The sequence below is a fragment of the Achromobacter sp. ACM05 genome (assembly GCF_019218915.1).
Taxonomy (GTDB): Bacteria; Pseudomonadota; Gammaproteobacteria; order Burkholderiales; family Burkholderiaceae_B; genus Achromobacter; species Achromobacter animicus.
In genome coordinates this window covers 541,051-563,255 of the sequence record NZ_JAHUWQ010000003.1, presented here as the reverse complement: position 1 = coordinate 563,255, position 22,205 = coordinate 541,051, and the positions used below count along the sequence as shown (strand labels likewise).

13 protein-coding genes and 1 pseudogene are annotated in these 22,205 nt (G+C 66.9%); 6 read left to right on the top strand and 8 right to left on the bottom strand.

Going from position 1 to position 22,205, the window contains the following annotated elements; all coding sequences use genetic code 11:
• Positions 1-95 precede the first annotated feature (95 nt).
• Positions 96-872: pseudogene (bioD, locus tag KW836_RS21015) on the top strand (dethiobiotin synthase); the annotation flags it as partial.
• 28 nt (positions 873-900) lie between these two features.
• Here bioD and KW836_RS21010 read toward each other — a convergent pair.
• Positions 901-1,785 carry a LysR family transcriptional regulator gene (locus KW836_RS21010; RefSeq protein ID WP_218344652.1) on the bottom strand — a complete coding sequence of 295 codons (885 nt, stop codon included), beginning with the start codon at positions 1,783-1,785 and terminating at the stop codon, positions 901-903.
• A gap of 107 nt (positions 1,786-1,892) precedes the next feature.
• On the opposite strand from KW836_RS21010, the gene KW836_RS21005 reads away from it, so the two are divergent.
• The 4 genes from KW836_RS21005 (at position 1,893) to KW836_RS20990 (ending at position 12,491) form a co-directional block, all read left to right on the top strand.
• Positions 1,893-2,957: an NAD(P)-dependent alcohol dehydrogenase gene (locus tag KW836_RS21005; RefSeq protein WP_218344651.1), complete on the top strand. Its 1,065-nt coding sequence runs from the start codon at positions 1,893-1,895 to the stop codon at positions 2,955-2,957.
• A gap of 535 nt (positions 2,958-3,492) precedes the next feature.
• Entirely contained in the window at positions 3,493-3,654 is a 162-nt protein-coding gene (locus KW836_RS28175; RefSeq protein ID WP_218344790.1) for a pentapeptide repeat-containing protein, read from the top strand.
• Complete coding sequence (locus KW836_RS20995; protein ID WP_370633064.1) at positions 3,648-7,856, top strand: hypothetical protein; 4,209 nt, start codon at positions 3,648-3,650, stop codon at positions 7,854-7,856. The genes KW836_RS28175 and KW836_RS20995 overlap by 7 nt, the downstream gene beginning before the upstream one ends.
• Positions 7,857-7,865: 9 nt before the next feature.
• Entirely contained in the window at positions 7,866-12,491 is a 4,626-nt protein-coding gene (locus KW836_RS20990; RefSeq protein WP_218344650.1) for a hypothetical protein, read from the top strand.
• Positions 12,492-12,669: 178 nt separating this feature from the next.
• Here the strand turns inward: KW836_RS20990 and aceA are convergent, their stop codons facing one another.
• Positions 12,670-13,989 (bottom strand): isocitrate lyase, encoded by a 1,320-nt coding sequence (gene aceA, locus KW836_RS20985; RefSeq protein WP_175123617.1) that lies wholly within the window; start codon positions 13,987-13,989, stop codon positions 12,670-12,672.
• A 321-nt stretch (positions 13,990-14,310) separates the two neighbouring features.
• On the opposite strand from aceA, the gene queF reads away from it, so the two are divergent.
• Positions 14,311-15,135 (top strand): NADPH-dependent 7-cyano-7-deazaguanine reductase QueF, encoded by an 825-nt coding sequence (gene queF / locus KW836_RS20980; RefSeq protein WP_218344649.1) that lies wholly within the window; start codon positions 14,311-14,313, stop codon positions 15,133-15,135.
• Positions 15,136-15,248: 113 nt separating this feature from the next.
• On the opposite strand, the gene KW836_RS20975 is transcribed toward queF, so the two are convergent.
• The 6 genes from KW836_RS20975 to acpS all read right to left on the bottom strand — a co-directional run bounded on the left by KW836_RS20975 (position 15,249) and on the right by acpS (position 22,172).
• Positions 15,249-16,250, bottom strand: a complete 1,002-nt coding sequence (locus tag KW836_RS20975) for a cytochrome-c peroxidase (RefSeq protein ID WP_239213258.1) — start codon at positions 16,248-16,250, stop codon at positions 15,249-15,251.
• A gap of 173 nt (positions 16,251-16,423) precedes the next feature.
• The gene (locus tag KW836_RS20970) at positions 16,424-17,731 is read right to left on the bottom strand and encodes an MFS transporter (RefSeq protein ID WP_218344648.1); all 1,308 of its coding nucleotides are present in this window, start codon (positions 17,729-17,731) and stop codon (positions 16,424-16,426) included.
• 245 nt (positions 17,732-17,976) lie between these two features.
• On the bottom strand, positions 17,977-18,549 hold the full coding sequence (gene pgsA, locus KW836_RS20965) for a CDP-diacylglycerol--glycerol-3-phosphate 3-phosphatidyltransferase (RefSeq protein WP_175123621.1): 573 nt from the start codon (positions 18,547-18,549) through the stop codon (positions 17,977-17,979).
• A gap of 281 nt (positions 18,550-18,830) precedes the next feature.
• On the bottom strand, positions 18,831-20,657 hold the full coding sequence (gene uvrC / locus KW836_RS20960) for an excinuclease ABC subunit UvrC (protein ID WP_175138103.1): 1,827 nt from the start codon (positions 20,655-20,657) through the stop codon (positions 18,831-18,833).
• Positions 20,620-21,678 (bottom strand): beta-N-acetylhexosaminidase, encoded by a 1,059-nt coding sequence (gene nagZ / locus KW836_RS20955; protein ID WP_218344647.1) that lies wholly within the window; start codon positions 21,676-21,678, stop codon positions 20,620-20,622. Before nagZ ends, uvrC begins: the two co-directional genes overlap by 38 nt.
• Before the next feature lie 59 nt (positions 21,679-21,737).
• On the bottom strand, positions 21,738-22,172 hold the full coding sequence (gene acpS, locus KW836_RS20950; RefSeq protein ID WP_370633063.1) for a holo-ACP synthase: 435 nt from the start codon (positions 22,170-22,172) through the stop codon (positions 21,738-21,740).
• Between the last annotated feature and the right edge of the window lie 33 nt (positions 22,173-22,205).

Below are 22,205 nucleotides of genomic sequence, written 5' to 3'. Positions count from 1 at the left end.
GCACTGATCTATGTGACGGGTGGCGCGCGGACGGGGCAACTGATAAAACGGTGCTCTGGCCGCTGCGGTTGTCCATTGCGCTGCCGCAGCCGCCTCCCCTACGCCCGCGGCACGTCCGCAGGTTCCGGCGCTGTCCGGCCGCGCTCGACCAACATGGGGCCGTGGTGACCATTCACCTGGCTTGCGGTATGCAGAAGACATCGACGCGGCGCCCCGTCGGGGTTTTTGTAACCGGCACCGATACCGGTATCGGCAAGACGCTGGTGTCGGCCATCCTCGCCCGCGCCTGGAACGCCGACTACTGGAAACCCGTGCAGACGGGTGTCGCCGAGGATCCGGGCGATACCGACACCGTGGCCCAGCTGGCGCAGTTGCCGCCCCACCGCCTGCATTTGCCTGCCTACGTCCTCCAGGCGCCGCTATCGCCATGGGCGGCAGCCACGCTGGAAGAGACCGTGGTCGATGCCACCAGCATCGTGCCGCCCCCGACACGCGCGCCGCTGATCGTGGAAGGCGCGGGCGGCCTGTACGTGCCGATCGACGATACGCACATGATGATCGACCTGATCGCGCGCCTGGGCATGCCGGTGGTGTTGGCGGCGCGCAGCGGACTGGGCACCATCAACCACACCTTGCTCAGCCTCGCGGCGCTGCAGCGGCGCGGCATTCCGGTGCTTGGCGTGGTCATGAGCGGACCGCCCTCCGCGGGCAACAAGGAAGCCATCGAACGCTTTGGCCGCGTGCGGGTGCTGGCCGAGATACCGCCGCTGCCGCGTGTGGACGCTGCCGCGGTCGACGAACTAGCCAAGGGCATTGCGCCGCTGACCGAATGCCTCGCGTCGCTATACGGCGCCGAGGCCGAAGCGGACTAGCCGGGCCGGCAGCGTCGTGCGCGGCGCGTCACTGCCGCGCCATGTCGATGAACGCCCGCAGCGCCGATGACACACGGCGCTGGCGGGGGTAATACAACATGAATCCGGGGATCGTCGGGCACCAGTCCTCCAGCAGCCGCACCAGCTTGCCGGATGCCAACAGTCCGGCAACGTAGTTTTCCGGCACGTAGCCGATGCCGATGCCGTCGGCGGCCGCCCGCACCTCGGCATGCACGTCGCTCAGGGCCAGACGCCCCGGCACGTCGAACTCCAGCACCTCGCCGTCCCGCTTGAATTCCCACTTGAAGTACCGGCCACTGGGGAAACGATAGCGGACGCATTCGTGCCTCATCAGGTCAGCCGGATGCCGTGGCGGCTCGCGCTCCCGGAGGTAATCCGGCGAGGCCACCACCACGGAGCGCAGCGCCGGGCCGATGGGCACGGCCACCATGTCCTCGGGCACCGCTTCGAGCAGACGCACACCTGCGTCGAAGCCGGACTTCACGATGTCGACAAAGCTGTCGTCTTCGCCGATCTCCAAGCGGATGTCCGGGTAGGCGGCCAGGAACTGAGCCGCCATCGGCATCAGCAGCAGGTACGACGCCGCGCGCGACGTGTTGATGCGCAGCGTGCCGGCGGCGGAGCCGCGAAAGTGGTTCATTTCGTCCAGCGCATCGTCCAGACCGTGCAGTACCGGCTGCAGGCGCTCGGCCAGGCGGTGGCCGGCTTCGGTCAGGGCGACGCTGCGTGTGGTCCGGTTGAACAAGTTCACGCCCAACCGCTCTTCGAGGTTGCGGATGGCATAGCTGACCGCCGACGTGGACAGGCTGAGCTCTTCGCCCGCCTTGCGGAAACTGCCCAGGCGGGCCACCGCGGAAAACGCGGCAAGGTGGGACAGGTTGTCGAGCGCCATGATTGTGCAAATTTGTTCAATAAATCATGCCGAAATTCTAGCTTGAACCGCAAAGCAGCCCGGGATTATTGTGAACGCCTGCTCAATAAACATCCCAAGAGGCCGTCATGATCCAAGCCCAAGGCTACGCCGCCCACAGCGCCGACACCCCGCTCGTCCCCTTCAGCTTCACGCGCCGTGAACCCGGCGATGACGATGTACTGATCGACATCCTGTATAGCGGCATCTGCCACTCCGACCTGCACCAGGCGCGCGGCGACTGGGGCAATTCCATGTACCCCATGGTGCCCGGCCACGAGATCATCGGCCGCGTCGCGCAAGTGGGCAAGAACGTGTCGAAGTTCAAGGAGGGCGATTACGCCGGCGTGGGTTGCATGGTGGACTCGTGCCGCCATTGCAAGGCATGCCAACTGAACCTTGAACAGTACTGCGAGGAAAACGCCACGCTGACCTACAACGACAAGGAACGCGGCAGCGAACAGCTGACGTTTGGCGGGTATTCCGATCGCATCGTGGTCCGCGAGCATTTTGTCGTGAAGGTGTCCGACAAGCTCGACCTGAAGGCCGTCGCGCCGCTGCTGTGCGCCGGCATCACCACCTACTCTCCGCTGCGCCACTGGAAGGTCGGCCCCGGCAAGAAGGTGGGCGTCATCGGTCTGGGCGGCCTGGGCCACATGGGCGTCAAGTTTGCACACGCGATGGGCGCTCACGTGGTGATGATCACGACGTCTGCCGACAAGGCGCGCGACGCCAAGCGTCTGGGCGCGGACGAAGTGCTGGTGTCGCGCGATGCCGACGCCATGGCCGCGCACGCCGGCACGTTCGACTTCCTGTTGAACACCGTTCCCGTCAGCCACGACGTCAATCCCTACATGGCGCTGCTGGCGCTGGACGGCACCATGGCGCTGGTGGGTGCATTGACGCCGCTGGATCCTATCCCCGGCGCCAACCTCATCATGGGCCGCAAGTCGCTGGCGGGCTCGGCGATCGGCGGCATGGAAGAGACCCAGGAGATGATGGACTTCTGCGCCGAACACAACATCGTCAGCGATGTCGAGATGGTGCCGATCCAGGCCGTCAACGAGGCCTACGAGCGGCTGGTGAAGAACGACGTCAAATACCGCTTCGTGATCGACATGGCTTCGCTGAAGGAAGAACGCGCCGCCGCGTAGGTCAGCACACACGCAAGGCAAAGCGGGGCCGGGTTCGTTACGGATGCAAACAAAAAAAAGCGGACCCGGATTCACGTCGTCAATCGGGATGGCGGCCAACCTGCGCGCCGCAGACCTACACCGCATCGCTTAGGACAAAAGGTTGAGAATTCACTTCAACCGTTCCTCTGGCCTCATACTTCCTACAACCTTCGTTCACATCCATCCGGCTTTTCCGGCCGTTGCTGCGGTCGCTCGTGGAATCGCGTGCGGGCGCAGCCGGGGCACGCGCGGCCTCCCGTCACGACATTGACGGCAGACGCGGCGGGCGGATAGATTTTCGCCACTTGCACCGTTCGATTCAGATCGGGCAAATCAAGCAGTCCGACATTCAAGCAGTTCGCTGTGCGCAGTTCGATTCGCAGGTAGCTGGACCATCGCCCGTACACGGGCATGGGCAGGGATTTGTTTCCCGGGTTCCTTGTTTGGAGAACTGGCATGGCCACGAAAAAGCCTCGTCCGGCCGCGAAGACCGACATCGTGAAACGCCGCGAACCTGCGGCAGGCGGACCTGCGGCAGGCGAACCTGCGGCAGGCGGACCTGCGGCAGGCGAACCTGCGGCAGGCGGACCTGCGGCAGGCGAACCTGCGGCAGGCGGCCCGGCGGCGGGCAAACCTGCAACGGGCGGACCCGCCGCAGGCGGACCAAGGGTGGTGATCGATGGCGGCGTTGTCCGCATCCCGCCCATCCTTCCTCTCTTTCCGCCCGATCACAACCGCAACTTCTTCGACGGCTCGCGGCCCGGCCATCCGGTATTGCGCGCCGACGATCTGCTGGCCTTGCGCATCGAACTGCGCAACCTGACCATCACGCCGGGACAGCCGCCGCGGCTGCAAAAAACCGCCAGCGGCGCCGCGACGTTGATCCTGCACTTTCCGCCGCAGTCCATCGCCGAGGAAACGTTCTTCGAGACTGCGGCCGCCGGCACGAAGAACCCCGACCCGCCGCGTCCCGGCACGCCCGCCAAGCCCGAGCCGTCCGGCGGCGGCGCCGAGCCGCCGACCGGCCCGCCGGTGCGCGCCCGCATCGCCAACGAGTCCCGGCTGGCCTTTACCGTGCCGGACGGCTTTGACGTGCCGTACACGCTGGAAGGCGTGCTGCAGGCCGTCGAGTCGCTACCGTTAGCCGTGCCCGCCAACGCACGGCCCCCAACGGCCAAGGCGCCGCGCCCCCCGCTTCGCTGGCACGACCTGCTGGAAATCGGTTTTGACAAGCGCGTGGCCAAGCTGCCCCCGGCGCAGCGCGCGGCGCTGTCGAGCTTTGCCTTGCGCAACGCGCGCATCGCCATGCAGCCCGACGCCCCCGGCGCCAATCTGCTGCTGCGGCAGGCAAGCGGCAGTCCGGGACTGCGGGCCTACCGCCTGCCGGCCGTCCGGACCGACGCACCGCCGCTGCGCGCCGGCGACATCGCCATCCCCGTGCCGCGGGGGCCGCGCCCCGCGCCGCCAACGGCGCAGCAGACGGCGATCGAACTGCCGTGGCGGCTGATCCTCAGCCCATATGCACAGGAGCGCTGGCGCCACGCGAAATCCCCCGCCACGTCAGCAGCCACGCTGCATACGGAGCTGTGGCACTCGCGGCTGCTGGCGCCCGCGTCGTCCGATCCCGACGTCGAACCGCCGCAGGCCGACGCCCAGCGCACCGTGCGCGCGGTCTGGGCATTGGGCGGCGAAGGCACCACGAAGCCCATGCAATCGGCCTTTCCCGTGCCGGCCAGCACGTACCTGCCCGCCCCCGGCATCAGCCCCTTCCGCATGCCGATGGACGACTTCGACCGGTTCCAGATCGCGCATCTGTCCTCCAATTTCTCGGTGGCCAATTACGCGCCGCAGGCCATCGGCACGAACCTGCTGATGTTGTCCGCGCTGGGCGCGTGGCTGGACTCGCGCGGCAACTGGGATGCGCCCGGGCTGTCGCTGGAAGAATGGACGCATCGCGGCGCGATGGGCCGCGACCACTATGTGCGCGTGGTCTACAAAGGCCTGCTGTTTCCGTTCGGCCATCGCGTCTCGCTCATCAAGGTCAGCGAACGCAAGTTCCATCGCGACCGCAGCGGCAATCCGGCGTACCTGCGCCAACGCCTTTTCATCGTCGTGCGCGAGCGCGAAAAGGTCTTTGCGCATCCCGACTACGTGACGCGCGATCCCGCGGGCAACACCGTGTTCCTGCACCGTCAGATGCCGTTGACCAGCGTGCGCATCCTGACCTCGTCCACGCCCAACCTGGATTCGCCGCTGGCATCGCCCGGCGGCGTCTTGGGCCAACTGCTGTTCTGGCCCTACGTGGGCGGCGTACCGTTCCGCTTCGCCTGCGCGGCCACGGACATCGACGGGCGCGTCATGCAGTTCGACCTGCCCATGATCTTCATGGACGGCGGCGAGGCCTGCCCGCGCAAGCAATCCGGGCAATGGCTGACGCCCATGTTCGACAAGGCGGAGGACTTTGCCGAAACCGCCCGGACCGCGTGGCGAAACGCCCCGCTGTCGCAGCGCAGCGCGCCCATGAACCAGCAGCAGGTAACGCTGGCGCCCAGCCAGAAGGCGGGCGACACCGCGGCGCAGGCCGACTCGCTGGAATTCGACGCGGTCGTCGACAAGGGCAACGTCCAGTTGCGGGCCTACAGCGACGACCTGACCGGCCCCGTCTTCTATCCGTACATCCGGCGCGCCGCCATCCGCATCGCCGCGCTGGCCAAGCTGACCGGCAGCGCAAAGAACAGCACGCTGACATGGAATCCGTACTACCTGGCGCACGGCTTTGACGGCAATGCCGGACAGGTGTTCGGCGACATCGATGCGGAGCCCGGCTACCAGGGCGGCGCGTCCCTGGACTTCTCGGCGCAGGGCGACCGCTCGGGCGGCTTCGTGCAGCCGAATCTGCGGCCCACGGCGCTGTCGCGGCTGGCGGGCCCCATCAGCGGCAAGGCCGACGACTTCATCGCCGGGCGCATGATCGGCGCCGACGTGTTCCCCGCGTCGGGCGGCGGGCTGCCGTTGCCGCTGTTGTTTGGCTGCATTCCGCTGGGCGACGTGATCCAGGTCGTGGAGGACGTGGCCGGGCAGGCGGACAAGGTGCCGCGCTTCGTGGCCGAGGCCTGCTCGCAGCTCGAAAGCCTGGTGAACGACGCCGGCCGGCTGTACGGGCTGGTGGCGGGCATGGTGCAGGAACCGGGCCGCATCGCGCAAGGCGCCCTCACCGCGCTGGACGACACGCTGGACGACCTGCAGGCGCAGGCCGAGGCGTACGCGCAACCCCTGGTGCAGAACGCACGCGACCAGGTGGACGCGCTGGCGGCGGCTGCCACGGCGATCAGCGCGCAGGTGGCGCAGCTGGCCGGCATGTCCTTCGACACGGCGCCCGCCCTGCCCGGCCTGCCAGCAGCGTTGACCGCAGCGCAAGGCGCCGTCACCAACTTGCGGGGCGCGGCGGATGCCAAGGTCGGCGGCGTCTCGCTGCCGTCGGGTCTGCGCCAGTCGCTCCTGGAAGCGGCACGGACAGCCGAGATCCTGGTCAACGGCCTGGGCGTCGTGCCCGTGCTGCTGACGCAAGGCAAGACGCTGTACGACGCGCTGGATGCGCTGGTCGGGCAACCCGATCAACTGGGCGCGATCTTCTCGGACCCCACGGTGCTCAAGCCCCGGCTGCAGGCCGTCTCCGCGGCGGTGCAGCCGCTGGCCGACACGATTGCCGCTTCCGTACTGTTGGACGGCGCGCCGCGCCAATTGCTGACCACCGCGCTGCGCGCCGTGAAAACCGCCATGGATGCGGTGCTGGCCAGCGCCGAGCTGCTGGAGATGCTGACCGGCGACGAATTGACTCTGCGCTTTGACTGGAACCCCGCGATCAAGAGCTGGTCGCTGGTCGCGGGCGAACCGCCGCTCTTTCGCGCCAATGACCCGCAGGGCTTTCGCGTGGCCGTGGAAGCCAAGGTGCGCAAGAACGGCCAGAGCGCGCCCAAGCTGTCGGTGACGTGTTCGCTCAAGAGCTTTGACCTGGTGCTGATCGCGCCGGCCAGCTTTCTGGAACTGAATTTCGAGAAGATCGAGTTTCGTGTGGACACCGCGTCCAAGATGAACGTGGACGTGCTGCTGACGGGCATCAAGTTCGTCGGGCCGCTGTCGTTCGTGGAAACGCTGCGCGACCTGATTCCGCTGGACGGCTTCTCCGATCCGCCGCATCTGGACATCACGCCGCAAGGCATCGACGCGGGCTACAACGTGGCGCTGCCGGCCATCGCCATCGGCGTCTTCAATCTTTCTAATCTGAGTCTGGGCGCGGGCTTCACAGTGCCTTTCATCGGCCAGCCGCTGTCGGTGCGCTTCAACTTCTGCACACGCGAGCAACCCTTCAACCTGTCCGTCTGCATGTTCGGCGGCGGGGGCTTTTTCGGCATCACGCTGGATCCGAAGGGCGTGCAGATCATGGAGGCGGCGTTCGAGTTCGGCGCCAGCGTGTCCGTGAACCTGGGCGTGGCCTCGGGCGGCGTGCACGTCATGGCGGGCATTTATTTCCGCATGGAGCAGACCGCGTGCTCGCTGACCGGCTATTTCCGCATGGGCGGGTACGTCAGCGTGCTGGGCCTGATCAGCGTGTCGATCGAGCTGTACCTGGAAATGCGCTACGAGTTCGAAAGCGGCAAGTGCGCCGGACGCGCCACGCTGACGATCGAAATCGAGATCTTCATGTTTTCCAAGACCGTGGAGATCAGTTGCGAGCGCAAGTTCGCGGGCGCCAACGGCGACCCGGGATTCCGCGACCTGATGGGCCCGCGTCCCGACCTGCCGCTGGACGAGGAACTGGCGCTCATCGACGACGACAGCCGCTACGCCTGGCGCGAATACGCCGAAGCCTTTGCCTGAGGACTGCCCATGCCCAAGCAAACCATCCTGTGGACCGTCATTCCCAACGGCCGCGTGCCGGACGGTGAATTCGCCGGCCGTCTGCGCGTGTCCATCGTGGCGTCGCCCCGGCTCACGCCGCAGGCCGCCGACGAGCAGCGGCTGGATGCCTACGCGGACTGGGTGGACTGGCCCGCCACGCTTGCCCGCGCGCGCTTCACGCTGAACGCCGATGGCGAGGAGATCCCGCTGGAAACGCTGCCGCAGGCCGATTCGCAGCTCTGGACGCGGCTCCTGCCGCCCGCAACGCCCGTGGCGGGCTTTGTGTTCCGCGACATGAGCCGCGTGAACCTGTTTTCGTTTTCCGTCGCCAGCGTACTGAGCCTGACGCGCGAGCATTATGGAAACCTGGCGCTCAACGCCACCACCACGCACCCGACGCTGCTGCCATGGCGCAACGCGCATCCCGGGTTGCGCGGCCTGCTGGAAGCCTGCGGCACCCGGACCGAACACGTGCGCGGCGACGGCCGCGAGCGCGTCGAACAGCTGGTGCCGGGCCTTGACCGGTTCTTCGGCGATCGCGAAGGCGGCATCGACCGCGCACTGCGCGGACAGGTCTATGGCGAGCACAGCGTGTATCCCGGCAAGACCACGGCCCCTGGCGGCGAGGCCGATGGCAAGCCGCAGGCCGGCCCCACGTTTGCGCTGCGCGCCATGCCGGGCCGGTGGCAGGACCCGGCGCATCAAGGCGTGGACCAGAGCCTGATGGCGAGCTGGCGCTCGCAGGGCGAGTACACGCTCTTCATGGCCAACCGCTTCTACCGCCGCGATCCGCCCACTGCCGCCCAGCGTGCGATCCGGCGGCCCGACGGCAAGAACGTACCGCCTCCGCCCAAGCAGCCCGAGATGGATTTCCACGCCATCGTGGCCTCGTATGGCGATTACCCGGCGCTGATGCGTCGGCTGGGGCTGGTGATCGACTGCGTGCTGCCTGCCGATTCGCCGCTGGACAAGCGGATTGCCGCCGGGCAGCAAACCCAGGGCCGAATCTTTTTGGTGCCGCGCTGGGACGGCGGGCAGCCCGAGGGTGGCGCCTTTCCCGCGACGGCCTGGTGGGGCGATGCCGAGCGCTTCACGACGCGGCCGCGCAGCCCCGACCATGAACGCGGCATGCTGCGGCTGCGCAGCGCCGACGACCGGTGGAATCTTACTGAGCCGCGCAATCCGCTGTTCGACGTCTACCAGCTGGATCCGGACGGCGCCGCGCTCAAGACGGTCGACTTCGTTTTGACGGCACAGAACCTGATCGGCCGCAGCCTGAAGCACGGCGCCGACGGCGAGGTGACCTACAGCACCGGAGACAAGCAGCCGGTGGCGGCGCTGCGTTCCGGCGGCCTGGGCATTTCGCGCCGCGACCGTGCGCGCGAAGTCGCGCAGAATGCGGCCTCGGCGGCGCTCAAGAATGCGGCGCTGGAGGGTGCGCCCGGCAGCATGCTGCTCTACACGGAAGACCTGCTGCGCGGCTACCGTATCGACGTCCAGCCCTACCCGGCCAATGACCCGCAAAAGTGGCAATCGCTCTGTCATCGCCACGGCGTGTACCGCTGCACCGACGGCGGCCCGGACCTGGATCTGCCGGATGACGAAGGCTACGTCAAAGGCGCGTCCGCCACGGGCGGCGGGCAGCCCGACGATCACTACCTGCACGAATCGCTGTTCCGCTGGACGGGCTGGAGCCTTGTCGCCCCGCGCCCCGGGCGCACGCTGCGCGACCAGACGGACCCGGCAAGCGGCGTGCAGGGCGAACGGCCCGAGGACGTGCAGGACACGGTCACGGACAAGGGCAACGGCCTGGCGGTGACCTTCAGCGCGGTCAAGGGCAGCCTGCCGCGGCTGCGCTACGGCATGCCCTACCGGCTTCGCGCGCGTCTGGTCGACCTGGCGGGCAACAGCCTGGCGCCAGACGATCCGTCGCTGGAAAAGGACGACAACGTCACGCAGCCGGTGACCTATTGGCGCTTCGAACCTGTGGACCCGCCCGCGTTGGTGCATCGCACGCGGACCAGCGAGGGCGAATCGCTGGAACGCCTGGTGATCCGCAGCAACCGCGGCCAGGATTCCCAGGTCTATCTGGCCAGCCCGGATTTCCTGGCGTCGGTGACCACCACCGATTTCACCTACAGTCCGGTCAACGAACGGCATGTGGTGCCACCGAAAGCCGCCCAGCTGCAATGCGAAACGCATGGGCTGTTCGACAGCATGTTCGGCACCGCGGATGACATCAAGAAGGCGTACGAGATTTCGGCGCGCGACATCGGCACGCTGTTCGACAAACTGCCCGGTTCGCAGGTGGAGCTGATTACCCCGCAAGCGCTTGCCGAGGTCGCCCGGACGGATCAGGTGCCGCCGCAGCAGCCCAGCGTTGAAGAACCCACGGGTCAGCGTCTGGCCGCTGGCCAATACGTGATCCACGGCGAGGCGCAGGTGCGCACGCCGTATCTGCCCGATGCGGCCGCCTGGGGCATCTGCCTGCGCGCGCAACCCGGCTACAGCCTGCCGGGCGTCACGGGGCCGGCCTTGCTGGGGGAAGGCGTCGCCGTGTTGGCCACGCCTTCCGCCGGCGAACTGGTGCTGCTGGTCACCTACGCCGGCCAATGGCCCGACACGCAGGGCCTGCGCATTGCGCTGGCCGAACGCCCCGCCACGCTGACCGATCCGCCGTGCGCCGAAAGCTATCCGGACGACGGCATGCCCAAGTGGGACAAGGACAACCGTATCCTGACGTTCTTCCTGCCCAAGGGCATGATTGCGCGGCTGCGTTATTCCAGCTTCGTGCACCACGGCTTGCTCAATACGTTCGGCCTGCCAGAATGGACCGGCACCGACGCCGGCCGCAAGACCTTGCAGACCGCCGCCATCCTGGGCAATTGCTGGATGCTGACGCCGTACCGCCCGCTCGTGCTGGTGCATGCCACCCAGCAGCCCGTCTGCGACCCGCTCCTGCTGCTGCCCGGCCAACCGCAGCGCGAATCCGGCGCGGCGCATGTCGATCTGGAAGCGCGCGTGCGGCTGCACGGGCCGACGACCGGCAAGATCGAGATCGAGGCCGACTGGCACGAATGGGAAGACGATCCGGCGCGGCCGCGTCCAAGACGGCTCGACGGTCACGGCGTGCTGGCCGAAATGCCGCTGGCCGAGAACTATCCCAACCTCTTCAGCCTGAGCCACATCATCGCGGAACAGTCGTTCAACGGCACACGCCAGCGCGCGCCGGGCAACCGCCACGAATTCGGCGATACGCGCTTCCGGCTGATCCGGTACCGGCTGCGCGCCACCACGCGGTTCCGCGAGTACCTGCCGCCCGCGCTCTACGACCAGACGGATAAGGTGACCGTGTTGGGGCCCATCGCGCAGGGGCCGCTGGTGCAGGAAGGCGCCCCGGACGACCCCGGCGCACCCGTGCTGGCGCAGGCCGGCGAAGCGCCCAACACCATCGTGCCGGCCAGCGCACCGCCCGATGCCCCGCGCCTCATGTACGTGCTGCCCACCTTCCGCTGGCAGCAGACCGCGGGAGACGGCACGCTGGACATCACGCGCCTGGGCAACGGGCTGCGCGTGTGGCTGGAGCGCCCGTGGTTCTCGTCGGGCGACGGCGAACTGTTGGGCGTAGTGATCTACGGTGAAAACAAGAACTTCACCGACGTGCCCGACGCCTTGACGCCGCTGGTCACGCAGTGGGGCATGGATCCGCTGTGGGACGCGCCGCTGCCCAAGCACCGCACCCGCGCCGCCGACTTTGCGGCGCGCGTCATCGACGAGGACGTGCCGTTGCAGGAAATGCCCGGCCAGCGCGTGCGCGTGGTCGGTCACCGCGTGCGATGGGACGACGAGCGTGCGCGCTGGTACTGCGACATCGAGCTGGACCCGGGCCGCAGCTATATGCCGTTTGCGCGGCTGGCGCTGGCGCGATATCAGCCTAACGCGATCGACAGCGCCAAGCTCTCTCGCGTCGTGCTGGCCGAGTTCTCGCAGGTGCTGCCGCGCCGCCGTGCCGTCTTCACCCGCCAGCGCGGCCGGCTGGCGTTCACGCTGCGCGGCGTGGTTCCGGCGCACGGGCCGATGCAATTCCCGATGGAGTCCGAGTATCTGGACATCTCGTTCATCCCCGGCCCCGGGCAAACGGGCGAGACCGGCCGCAACCGGGTCGAGCTGGTGCTGCAGACCCGCGATCCGGCGCTCGACACCGACCTGGCGTGGACCGATGCCAGCGTGCTGGCCTCCAGCCTGCTCAGTCCAGCCAGCGGGGGCATCGCGCAGACGATCAGTCCGGCGGTCACCGACGTGGCGCGCCGGTTGACCCCGCGCGACGTGTCGTTGCACGAGGCGCCGGCCCGGCTCGGCGAGATCGTTGCCGGTCCGGTGGTGCGTTTTCCGCCGGTGTTCGAAGGCCCCGTGCTGGGCGAGCTGCTGGACCCCGTCATCTGGAGCGCGGGCGTCCCCCTGCCCGAGCTTGGCGGCAAACCGGCACGCGTCGCGGTGCGCGAGTACGAGCGCTATTACACCGACAGCACCGTGCCCGAGCAGCGCGCGGGCGCCGTGCGCCAGCGGCGCGTGGTGGAGGAGCGGCTGGTGTATTCGGCCGTGTTCGATCTGTGAGTTCGATTTGTGAGTTCGATCTGTAATGCGGCGGCGCGGACGGGTGGTGCGGGCAAAAAAAGAGGGTGCCCGCAGGCACCCTTGAATCCACCCTACAACAGCACCTGCAACTACACACCTGCGCGCGGCGTCCGGCATCCCATGTGGGAACCGGGCGCCGCCGGTCGACACAGCCGCGTTATGCGGCCTTCTGCGTCTTGCCGTGTTCGAACTGCGCTTCCTCGGTCGAGCCGGTCAGCGCGGTCGTGGACGACTTGCCGCCCTCGATCGTCTGCGTCACGGCGTCGAAGTAGCCCGTACCCACTTCGCGCTGGTGCTTCACGGCGGTGAAGCCCATTTCGGCAGCGGCGAATTCCTTCTGCTGCAGTTCCACGAAGGCGCTCATCTGGCGGCGGGCGTAGCCGTGGGCCAGCTCGAACATGCCGTAGTTCAGCGCGTGGAAACCGGCCAGCGTGATGAACTGGAACTTGTAGCCCATGGCGCCCAGTTCGCGCTGGAACTTGGCGATGGTGCCGTCGTCCAGGTTCTTCTTCCAGTTGAAGGACGGCGAGCAGTTGTAGGCCAGCAGCTTGCCCGGGAACTGGCGATGGATGGCGTCCGCGAACTTGCGGGCGTATTCCAGGTTGGGCGTGGACGTTTCGCACCAGATCAGGTCGGCGTACGGCGCGTAGGCCAGGCCGCGCGAAATGGCCTGATCGATGCCGGCGCGGGTGCGGAAGAAGCCTTCCACCGTGCGATCGCCCGTGATGAAGGGACGGTCGTTTTCGTCGACGTCGCTGGTCACCAGGTCGGCGGCGTCGGCGTCGGTGCGCGCCAGCAGCAGCGTGGGCGTGCCCATCGTGTCGGCGGCCAGGCGGGCCGACACCAGCTTGGCCACGGCTTCGCGGGTCGGCACCAGCACCTTGCCGCCCATATGGCCGCACTTCTTGACAGAAGCGAGCTGGTCTTCGAAGTGAACGCCAGACGCGCCGGCCTCGATCATAGCCTTCATCAGTTCATACGCGTTGAGCACGCCGCCGAAACCGGCCTCGGCGTCCGCCACGATGGGCGCGAAGAAATCGATGTAGCCCTCGTCGCCGGGGTTCTTGCCTTCCATCCACTGAATCTGGTCGCAGCGCGTCAGCGAATTGTTGATGCGGCGAACCACTTGCGGCACGGAGTTGGCGGGGTAAAGCGACTGGTCGGGATACATTTCGCCGGCCAGGTTGGCGTCGCCGGCAACCTGCCAGCCTGACAGATAGATGGCCTTCAGGCCGGCCTTGACCTGCTGCATGGCCTGGTTGCCGGTCAGGGCGCCCAGCGAATTGACGAACGGTTCGCTGTGCAGGAGCTCCCAAAGACGCGTGGCGCCGCGGCGGGCAAGCGTGTGTTCGACGCTGATCGAGCCACGCAGGCGGATGACGTCTTCGGCGCTGTAGTCGCGCTTGATGCCCTGCCAGCGGCTGTTTTCGGCCCAATCTTTCTGGAGATTGCGGATTTCGGTTTCGCGATTGCTCATTGTGATGCTCCTGGTCAGTGATAAGAGACTTCAAAAGATTCGCGTCTGGCTATGCGTGAATCGATGGGAGAAAGTCTATGCCTGTGCTGCGGAGCAATGTGACGCCGGGTCTTATACAAGAGGAAAAATCTTAGTCATTTAAATCAACGGGTTATAGAAGGGATTTTGTATAATGAAACGCCATTGTCGTTTGTGAAATGCCGTCCCGCTGCTGCGCAGCACGGACTTTCACATGCCGAGAATTACGTTTCACATTGCGGAAAATCGGCCGCTTTTTAAGCGCCTACAATGCCGCCATTCCCCGTTCTATTTGTCTCTGCTATGACCCTGTCTCACGGCCCGCTTGGGCAGAGCGTGGCCTACGCCTCGCAATACGATCCCTCGCTGCTGTTTCCCATTGCGCGTTCGCACAACCGCGCAGCGCTCAATCTGACCGCCGGCAACCTGCCGTTCACGGGCGTGGACCTGTGGAACGCCTATGAGCTGTCGTGGCTGGATGCCAAGGGCAAGCCGCGGGTGGCGATGGCGACGTTTTCGGTGCCGGCCGACAGCCCCAACATCATCGAATCCAAGTCGTTCAAGCTGTACCTGAATTCGTTCAACCAGACCCGCCTGGTCAATTCGGCAGCCCTGCGCGGCCGGCTGGAACGCGACCTGAGCGCAGCCGCGGGCGCGCCGGTCGGCCTGGACTTCTTCCTGCCGCAGCGGTTTTCCGAGCTGCAGATGGGCGAGCTGGACGGCATCTATATAGACAAGCTGGATATCGAGATCGACACCTACGAGCCCGCGCCCGAGCTGCTGCGTACCCGGGCGAGCGATGTGGTCGAAGAGACGCTGGCGTCGCGCCTGTTGAAGTCGAACTGCCCGGTGACGGGCCAGCCCGATTGGGCGACGGTGCAGATCCGCTACCGGGGCAAGCCGATCGATCGCGAATCCCTGCTGCGTTATGTGGTGTCGTTCCGCCAGCACGCGGAATTCCACGAGCACTGCGTCGAGCGCATCTTCAGCGACATCATGCAGGCCTGCGGGCCGGAGCAGCTGACGGTGTATGCGCGGTATACCCGGCGCGGCGGGCTGGACATCAATCCGTGGCGCAGCAACTTTGAAGCGGCGCCGCCCGCGGACGTGCGCACGGTTCGGCAGTAAGCATTCCAGCAAGCTAATACGCGCCGATATCGGTCATCGATAGCCGGCGCTTACCGCAAACGGCCTTCCCGGGAACTGACCCGGGAAGGCCGTTTTGTTTCACCGTTGTCGCATCACTTCACGAACGGTTCGGGCCGCGGCGTGTCGTCTTCGGACGGGGGCAGGAACGGGTACTGAATGACCGGCTGGTCGCCCGTCAGCGTCTTCAGGAACGCGACGATCTGGCCGTTTTCCTCGGCGGTGAATGTGCGGCCCAGTTGCAGGCGGCCCATCACGTCGACGGCCTGCGTCAGCGTGGCCGCTTCGCCGTCGTGGAAGTACGGATAGGTCAGCGCCACATTGCGCAGCGTCGGCACCTTGAAGTTGAAGCGGTCCGCGTCCTTGCCCGTGACCGCGGCGCGGCCTTCGGCCTTGTTCTCGGTGACGTAGGGCGTGACCAGACCCATCTTCTGGAACGAGTTGCCGCCCACCGCCACGCCGTTGTGGCAGGCCACGCAGCCGCTGTTCTTGAAGAGCTCATAGCCCGCCAGCTCGCGCACCGTCAGCGCGTTCTTGTCGCCCTTGAGCCATTGGTCGAAGCGCGAATTCGGCGTGACCAGCGTTTCTTCAAACGCGGCCAGCGCGCTGGTGACCTCGTCAATGGTGATCTTGTCCTTGCCGAAGACTTGTTTGAATTCGGCGCGGTAACCGGGGATGGAATTGAGCACCTGCACCGCCAATTCGTGCGTGGAGGCCATTTCCATCGGGTTTTCGATCGGGCCGCCGGCTTGCTCGCGCAGGTCCTTGGCGCGGCCGTCCCAGAATTGGGCAATGTTCAGGCTGGAATTGAGCACGGTGGGCGAGTTGATGCCGCCCTGCTGCCACTTGTGTCCGATGGAGGCCTTCAGGTTGTCCGAACCGCCCATGGCCAGGTTGTGGCACGAATTACAGGAGATTGCGCCGGAGCGCGACAGGCGGGGATCGAAGAAGAGCTTCTTGCCCAGCTCGACCTTGGCCGGCTCTTTGATGACCGCCGGTTCGATGGGCTGGATGGGCTCTTGCGATGCGCTCCAGACCTGCCCTGCCCACAGTCCGAGTACCAGCCCCGCAGCCAGCAACGTGGTTTTCTTTCTCATTTGCTTCTCCTGTGAATAACCAGACCAACCATGTGGTTATTACAGCGAGGAAGCCATGCAGTGGCCTTGCGAGGCGTCAATCGGCGCCGGCCGGCGCCAGAGGCCGAAACCGAAACTTGACGGCGCGCAACGTGGCGTCGGCGCCGTCAAGGCGGATCAAGGGTGTCAAGCGGTCAGGGGCGTGCGGCGGCCACCGTGGCGGGCGGCTCGGCGCGGCGCGCCTGCACCGCGATCCACTGCGCCAGGCAGGCGGCCACGGCGAACGCCACGCCCGCGCCCACCCACGGCCCCTGCCGCAAGCCGGCGTCCAGCAGCAGACCGAAGGCCAGTGGCCCCAGGGCCGAGCCGACGTCCATGCCCGAATACACCAGGCCGTACACCGACCCCGTCGAACCCTTGGGCGTCACGCGGCGGATCAGCATGTCGCGCGACGGCGCGGCCACGCCCGAGCAGAAGCCCGCCAGCCCCACGACCGGCGCAGCCAGCACGGCGGGCACAAGGCCCAGCGCCAGCACGACCAGCGTCAGACCGGCCAGGATGAGCGCGACCATGACGGTACGCTCGGTACGCGGATTGGCCGACACCAGGAAGCCGCCCGCCGCCATGCCGACGGCCGAGGCGACCATGTAACCGGACAGCGCCGAGCTGGCCGTGACCTTGGACAGGTCGTACAGCTGACCCAGCAGCGGAATCGTGTAGTTCTGCACCGACGACAGCGCGATGGACGTGCAGGCAAAGAACAGGAATGCCCCCCACAGCGCGGGCTTGGCAAGCAGCGCGGACAGCGTCGCGAGCACGCCTTCCTGCGGCTTGGCGGCGGGCTTGGGCGCATTGCCCGCGTCCTTGGCTTCGCCGCCTGCGTCCACGGGGGACGGGCCGCCCAGCAGATCGCGTCCCAGCACCGTCAGCAGCAGCACCAGCGCCACCAGACCGGCAGCGCTGTAGGCCGCGACGCGCCAGTTGGCGAGCAGCGTGATGGTCGTGATGAACACGGGCGTCAATGCCCAGCCCAGGTTACCGGTCAAACCATGCGTCGAGAAGGCGTGGCCCAGCCGCGGCGCGGTAATGCGGTGATTGATGATGGAATAGTCCGCCGGATGGAACACCGAATTGCCGATGCCCCCAACGACGGCCGCGGCCATCAGCATGACGTAGCCCGTGGCTGAGCCGATCAGCACGCCAGACAGCACGAAGCAGGCCAGCCCGAACCACAACACGGGACGCGCGCCAATGCGGTCGACCACGAAGCCCGACGATGCCTGGCCGATGCCGGACACCACGTAGAACGTGGACACCAGGAGGCCCAGTCGCGCGAAGTCCAGTCCGAATTCCTGGCCCAGCGCGACGTACAGCGACGGCAGGACCAGCTGGAAGAAGTGGGACGAGGCATGCGCCACGCCGATGAGCAGGATGATTTTCCAGTCGCGCCGGCGTACGGCGGCGTCCGAGAGCAAGGGGGTGGCGGCGGTAGCGGTGTTCATTGCACAGGGCCGCGCATGGGCGGCAGGTTGCGGGCCGCCTTGGGCGGATCGCGGGTTGTCTCCGGCGTCGCGCAGACTTGTGTCCGGGCGACGTATTCATGGCGATTGCGGCGCGCGTGCCGTGCCGGATCGAGCCGGCGTATCGCTCTTGAAGTGACACGGCGGCCGTCTTGCGCGAGCCGGGCCGCCGTGCGGTGTTGCAACTGCACCGGGCCGGCTGTTGCGCAGCCGGCCCGGCAAATCGGTCACATGGCCTTTTCGCGAATCGCGGGCCAGGCGCGCTGCAGGTAATACAGCATCGACCAGACCGTCAGCACCGCGGCCACGATGATCAGGATGTCACCCAGCAGCTTGGTGTTGATGCCGTAGATGGACTGGTTATACAGCAGGCACGGAATCGCGATCATCTGCGCGGCGGTCTTGAACTTGCCCAAGCGGTGCACGGCCACGCTGGCGCTGGCGCCGATCTTGGCCATCCATTCGCGCAGCGCAGAAATGGTGATTTCGCGGCCGATGATGATGAGGGAGATGAAGGCATCGACGCGGCTCAGGTCGAGCAGCACGATGAGGGCGGCGCAGACCATCAGCTTGTCGGCGACGGGATCCAGGAAGGCGCCAAATGCCGATGTCTGGTTCCAGCGCCGGGCGAGCCAGCCGTCAAACCAGTCGGTCAGCGCGGCAATGATGAATGCCCATGCCGCCAGCGTGTCGCGCATGGGAACAGACATCCAGCTTTCGGGCAGATAAAACAGCCCGACCACCAGCGGAATCATGGCGATACGCAGCCACGTCAGAATAATGGGAACGTTAATTGGCATAGTGTCCGTATCCTAACAGCTAGAGCCCACCCCCGACGCGCCTTCGGCGCCTCCCCCTCAAGGGGGCGCCTCTGCGGACCGGCGGAGCCGGATCCGCGCGGCCCGGATTGCTCGTCGGGGCGGGTGGTTGAAATTTGGGGGCGGGTTGATGAGTTGGGCTTGAATTGAAGCGTTCGCTCTGGCACGTCGTCGAGCTTATCGGCGAGGCAGAACGCTCTGGCGTCTTGTTGGCCGGCGGCGAGGGTGACACAGGTTCGTGACATCTGGGCGATTCCGGGGTGTCAGCGCAGCGCCTCGTAGATGCGGATTGCCAGGTCCTGCGAGATGCCGTCCACCGATGCCAGGTCCTCGATGCTGGCGCGGGCGACGCCGGAGAAGCCGCCGAAGCGGGCCAGGAGGCGTTGGCGGCGGCGGGCGCCTACGCCTTCTATTTCTTCCAGGCGCGAGACGTTGCGCGTCTTGGCGCGGCGGGCGCGCATGCCGGTGATTGCGAAGCGGTGGGCTTCGTCGCGCACCTGGGCGATCAGCATCAGGGCGGCGGATTCGCCGCCTAGCGCGACGGGCGGGCGGCCGTCGGCGAAGACCAGGGTTTCCAGGCCGACCTTGCGCCCTTCTCCCTTTGCCACGCCGACGAGGGTCTGGATGTCCAGGCCCAGTTCCGCGAAGACCTTACGTGCGACCTCGACCTGGCCCTTGCCGCCGTCGATGAGGACGAGGCCCGGCATCTGCGCGTCGCCGTCGGCGACCTTGGCAAAGCGGCGGGTCAGCACCTGGCGCATCGCGGCGTAGTCGTCGCCGGGCGTGATGCCGGCGATGTTGTAGCGGCGGTACAGCGAAGGCTGCATGTCGTGGTGTTCGAACACCACACAGGACGCCTGGGTGGCTTCGCCGGCAGTGTGGCTGATGTCGAAGCATTCGATGCGCAGGGCGTCCAGCGCGGCTTCGTCCGTGTCCAGATCCAGGGCTTCGGCCAGCGCCAGCGTTCGGGCGGCGCGGGCGCCGGATTCGGTCAGCGCGCGGGCCAGCGCCATCTCGGCGTTCTTGGCGGCCTGTTCCAGCCAGGACCGGCGAGTGCCTTGCGGACGCGTCAGCACGCGGGACGGCCGGCCGCCGGATTGCTCGACCAGCAGCGTAATCAGCTCAGGATCGGGCAAGGTATGCGAACAGACCAGGATGGGGGGCATCGCGTTGTCGGTGTAATGCTGGGCCACGAACGCTTCCAGCACCTGCGGCGCGGCCTCGCCCTCGGCGTGCGATGGAAAGAACGGCTTGTCGCCCAGATGGCGGCCGCCGCGGACCATGGCCAGGTTCACGCAGACCTTGCCGCCGGCGATGGCCACCGCAATGATGTCGGTGTCCTCGCCGCTGACGTTTTCCATGGTCTGCTGGTGCAGCACGCGCGCCAGCGATCCCATCTGGTCGCGCAGCGCCGCGGCTTCCTCGAAGCGCAGTTCCATCGAGGCCTGCAGCATGCGGGCCTCGATCTCGCCCATGACGTCCTTGGCCTCGCCGTTCAGAAAGCGCACGGCGCGATGCACGTCGCGGTCGTATTCGGCCGCTTCGATCGCGCCGACGCACGGCGCGGAGCAGCGCCCGATCTGATGCAGCAGACAGGGGCGCGAGCGGTTGGCGAAGACGCTGTCTTCGCAGGTGCGCAGGCGAAACACCTTCTGCAGGATCTGGATGGTTTCGCGCACCGCCCAGGCGTTGGGGAACGGGCCGAAGAACTGTCCGCGCTTGTTGGTGGCGCCGCGGTAATACGCGATGCGCGGCCAGTCATGCCCGGTAATGTGCAGGTACGGATAGGACTTGTCGTCGCGGAACAGGATGTTGTAGCGCGGCTTCAGGCTCTTGATGAGGTTGTTTTCCAGGATCAGCGCTTCGGCTTCGGAGCGCGTCACCGTGACCTCAAGCCGCGCCACCTTCGCCACCATCTGGGCGATGCGCGGGCTGGACAGCGTCTTCTGGAAATACGACGAGACGCGCTTCTTCAGGTCGCGCGCCTTGCCGACATACATGACCTCGCCCGCCGCATCCAGGTGCCGGTAGACACCCGGCAGATGCGGCAGGTCAGACAGGAACGATTTGAGATTGAAGTCGTCGGGCATTCTGGTAACGGCTTTCGGCTTGCAGGGTGTCCCAATCGGGCGCATCGAAACGCGGCATCAGGCGCCGGATGCGCGCCACGGACTCGGGCGCATGGTCGAACTCCAGGCGCGCCAGCAGGTCGTCGGCCAGGTCCGGGCGGTTGCACACCAGCACCATGTCGCAGCCGGCGCGCAGCGCGGCGTTGGCGCGGTCCAGGATGTCGCCCGCGACCGAGGCGCCTTCCATCGTCAGGTCGTCCGAGAACACGACGCCATCGTAGCCCAGTCGCTTGCGCAGGATGTCCTGCACCCAGCGCTTGGAAAAACCGGCGGGATGCTTGTCCACCTTGGGGTAGATGACGTGCGCGGGCATGACGGACGGCAGCACGGCGTCGCCCAGCCATGCATAGGGCGCGGCGTCGTCCTTCAGGATTTCATCGAGCGTGCGCGGATCGACCGGGATCTCGTGGTGCGAGTCGGCGCCCACGTAACCGTGGCCGGGGAAGTGCTTGCCGCAGGACGACATGCCGGCCAGCGCCAGGCCCTGAACCAGGGCGCGCGACAGCATCGTCACCACGCGGGGATCGTGGTGGAAGGCGCGGTTGCCGATCACCTTGCTGACGCTGTAGTCCAGGTCCAGCACCGGGGTGAAGCTCATGTCCACGCCGCAGGCGCGCAGCTCGGCGGCCAGGACGTAACCGGCCTCGGTCGCCAGGCGCATGGCCTGCAGGGGATCGGTGTCCCACAGTTCGCCCAGCGCGCGCATCGGGGGCAAGGGCGTGAAGCCGTCCTCGCGGAAGCGCTGCACGCGGCCGCCTTCGTGATCCACCAGGATCAGCAGCGGCTCCTTGCGGGCCTTGTGGATCTGGCGCGTCAGCGCGGTGAGCTGGGCGCGGTTCTCGAAATTGCGGGCAAAAAGAATGACGCCGCCCACCAGCGGGTGGCGCAGGCGCTTCTTTTCCGCCTTGGTGAGCGAATATCCCGCCACATCGACCATCACGGGGCCGGGGGGCAGGACCGCCTTGGATTTTTTCTTGGCCATGGAGGCTGTCCTTGTAACTGGGTGCGGCAAGCCGGCGGGGATGGCCCCGAGTGCAGGGCTTAGGGCTTGCGCTCGACCACCACATACGCGGCGGCCATGTCGGATTCATCGGTAATGGAAACGTGGGCCGCGCCAAACCGGTCAGCGTACCAGCTCAGCAGTTCGGGTGCGATCACCAGCACGGGGCGGCCGCCCGGCGCGTTCAGCGTCTGCACGCGCCGCCACGTCATCGGCATGCGCATGCCCAGCCCGATCGCCTTGGAAAACGCTTCCTTGGCGGCAAAGCGCGTCGCCAGAAAGCGCAGCCCGCGCACCGGGTCGCGGGCGCGGCGGGCGTGGAATTTCAGGAGTTCCTCGGGGCCGAGGATCTTTTCGGCAAACCGGTCGCCGTGGCGGGCGAGCGCGCGCTCGATGCGGTCGATGCGCAGAAGGTCCATGCCGATGCCGGCAATGGCGCCGGCGGGCGTGGCGGAAGAAGAGTCGGACATCGGCATCGCCTGGCTAGCGGTCAAAACGCGTCATCGGCC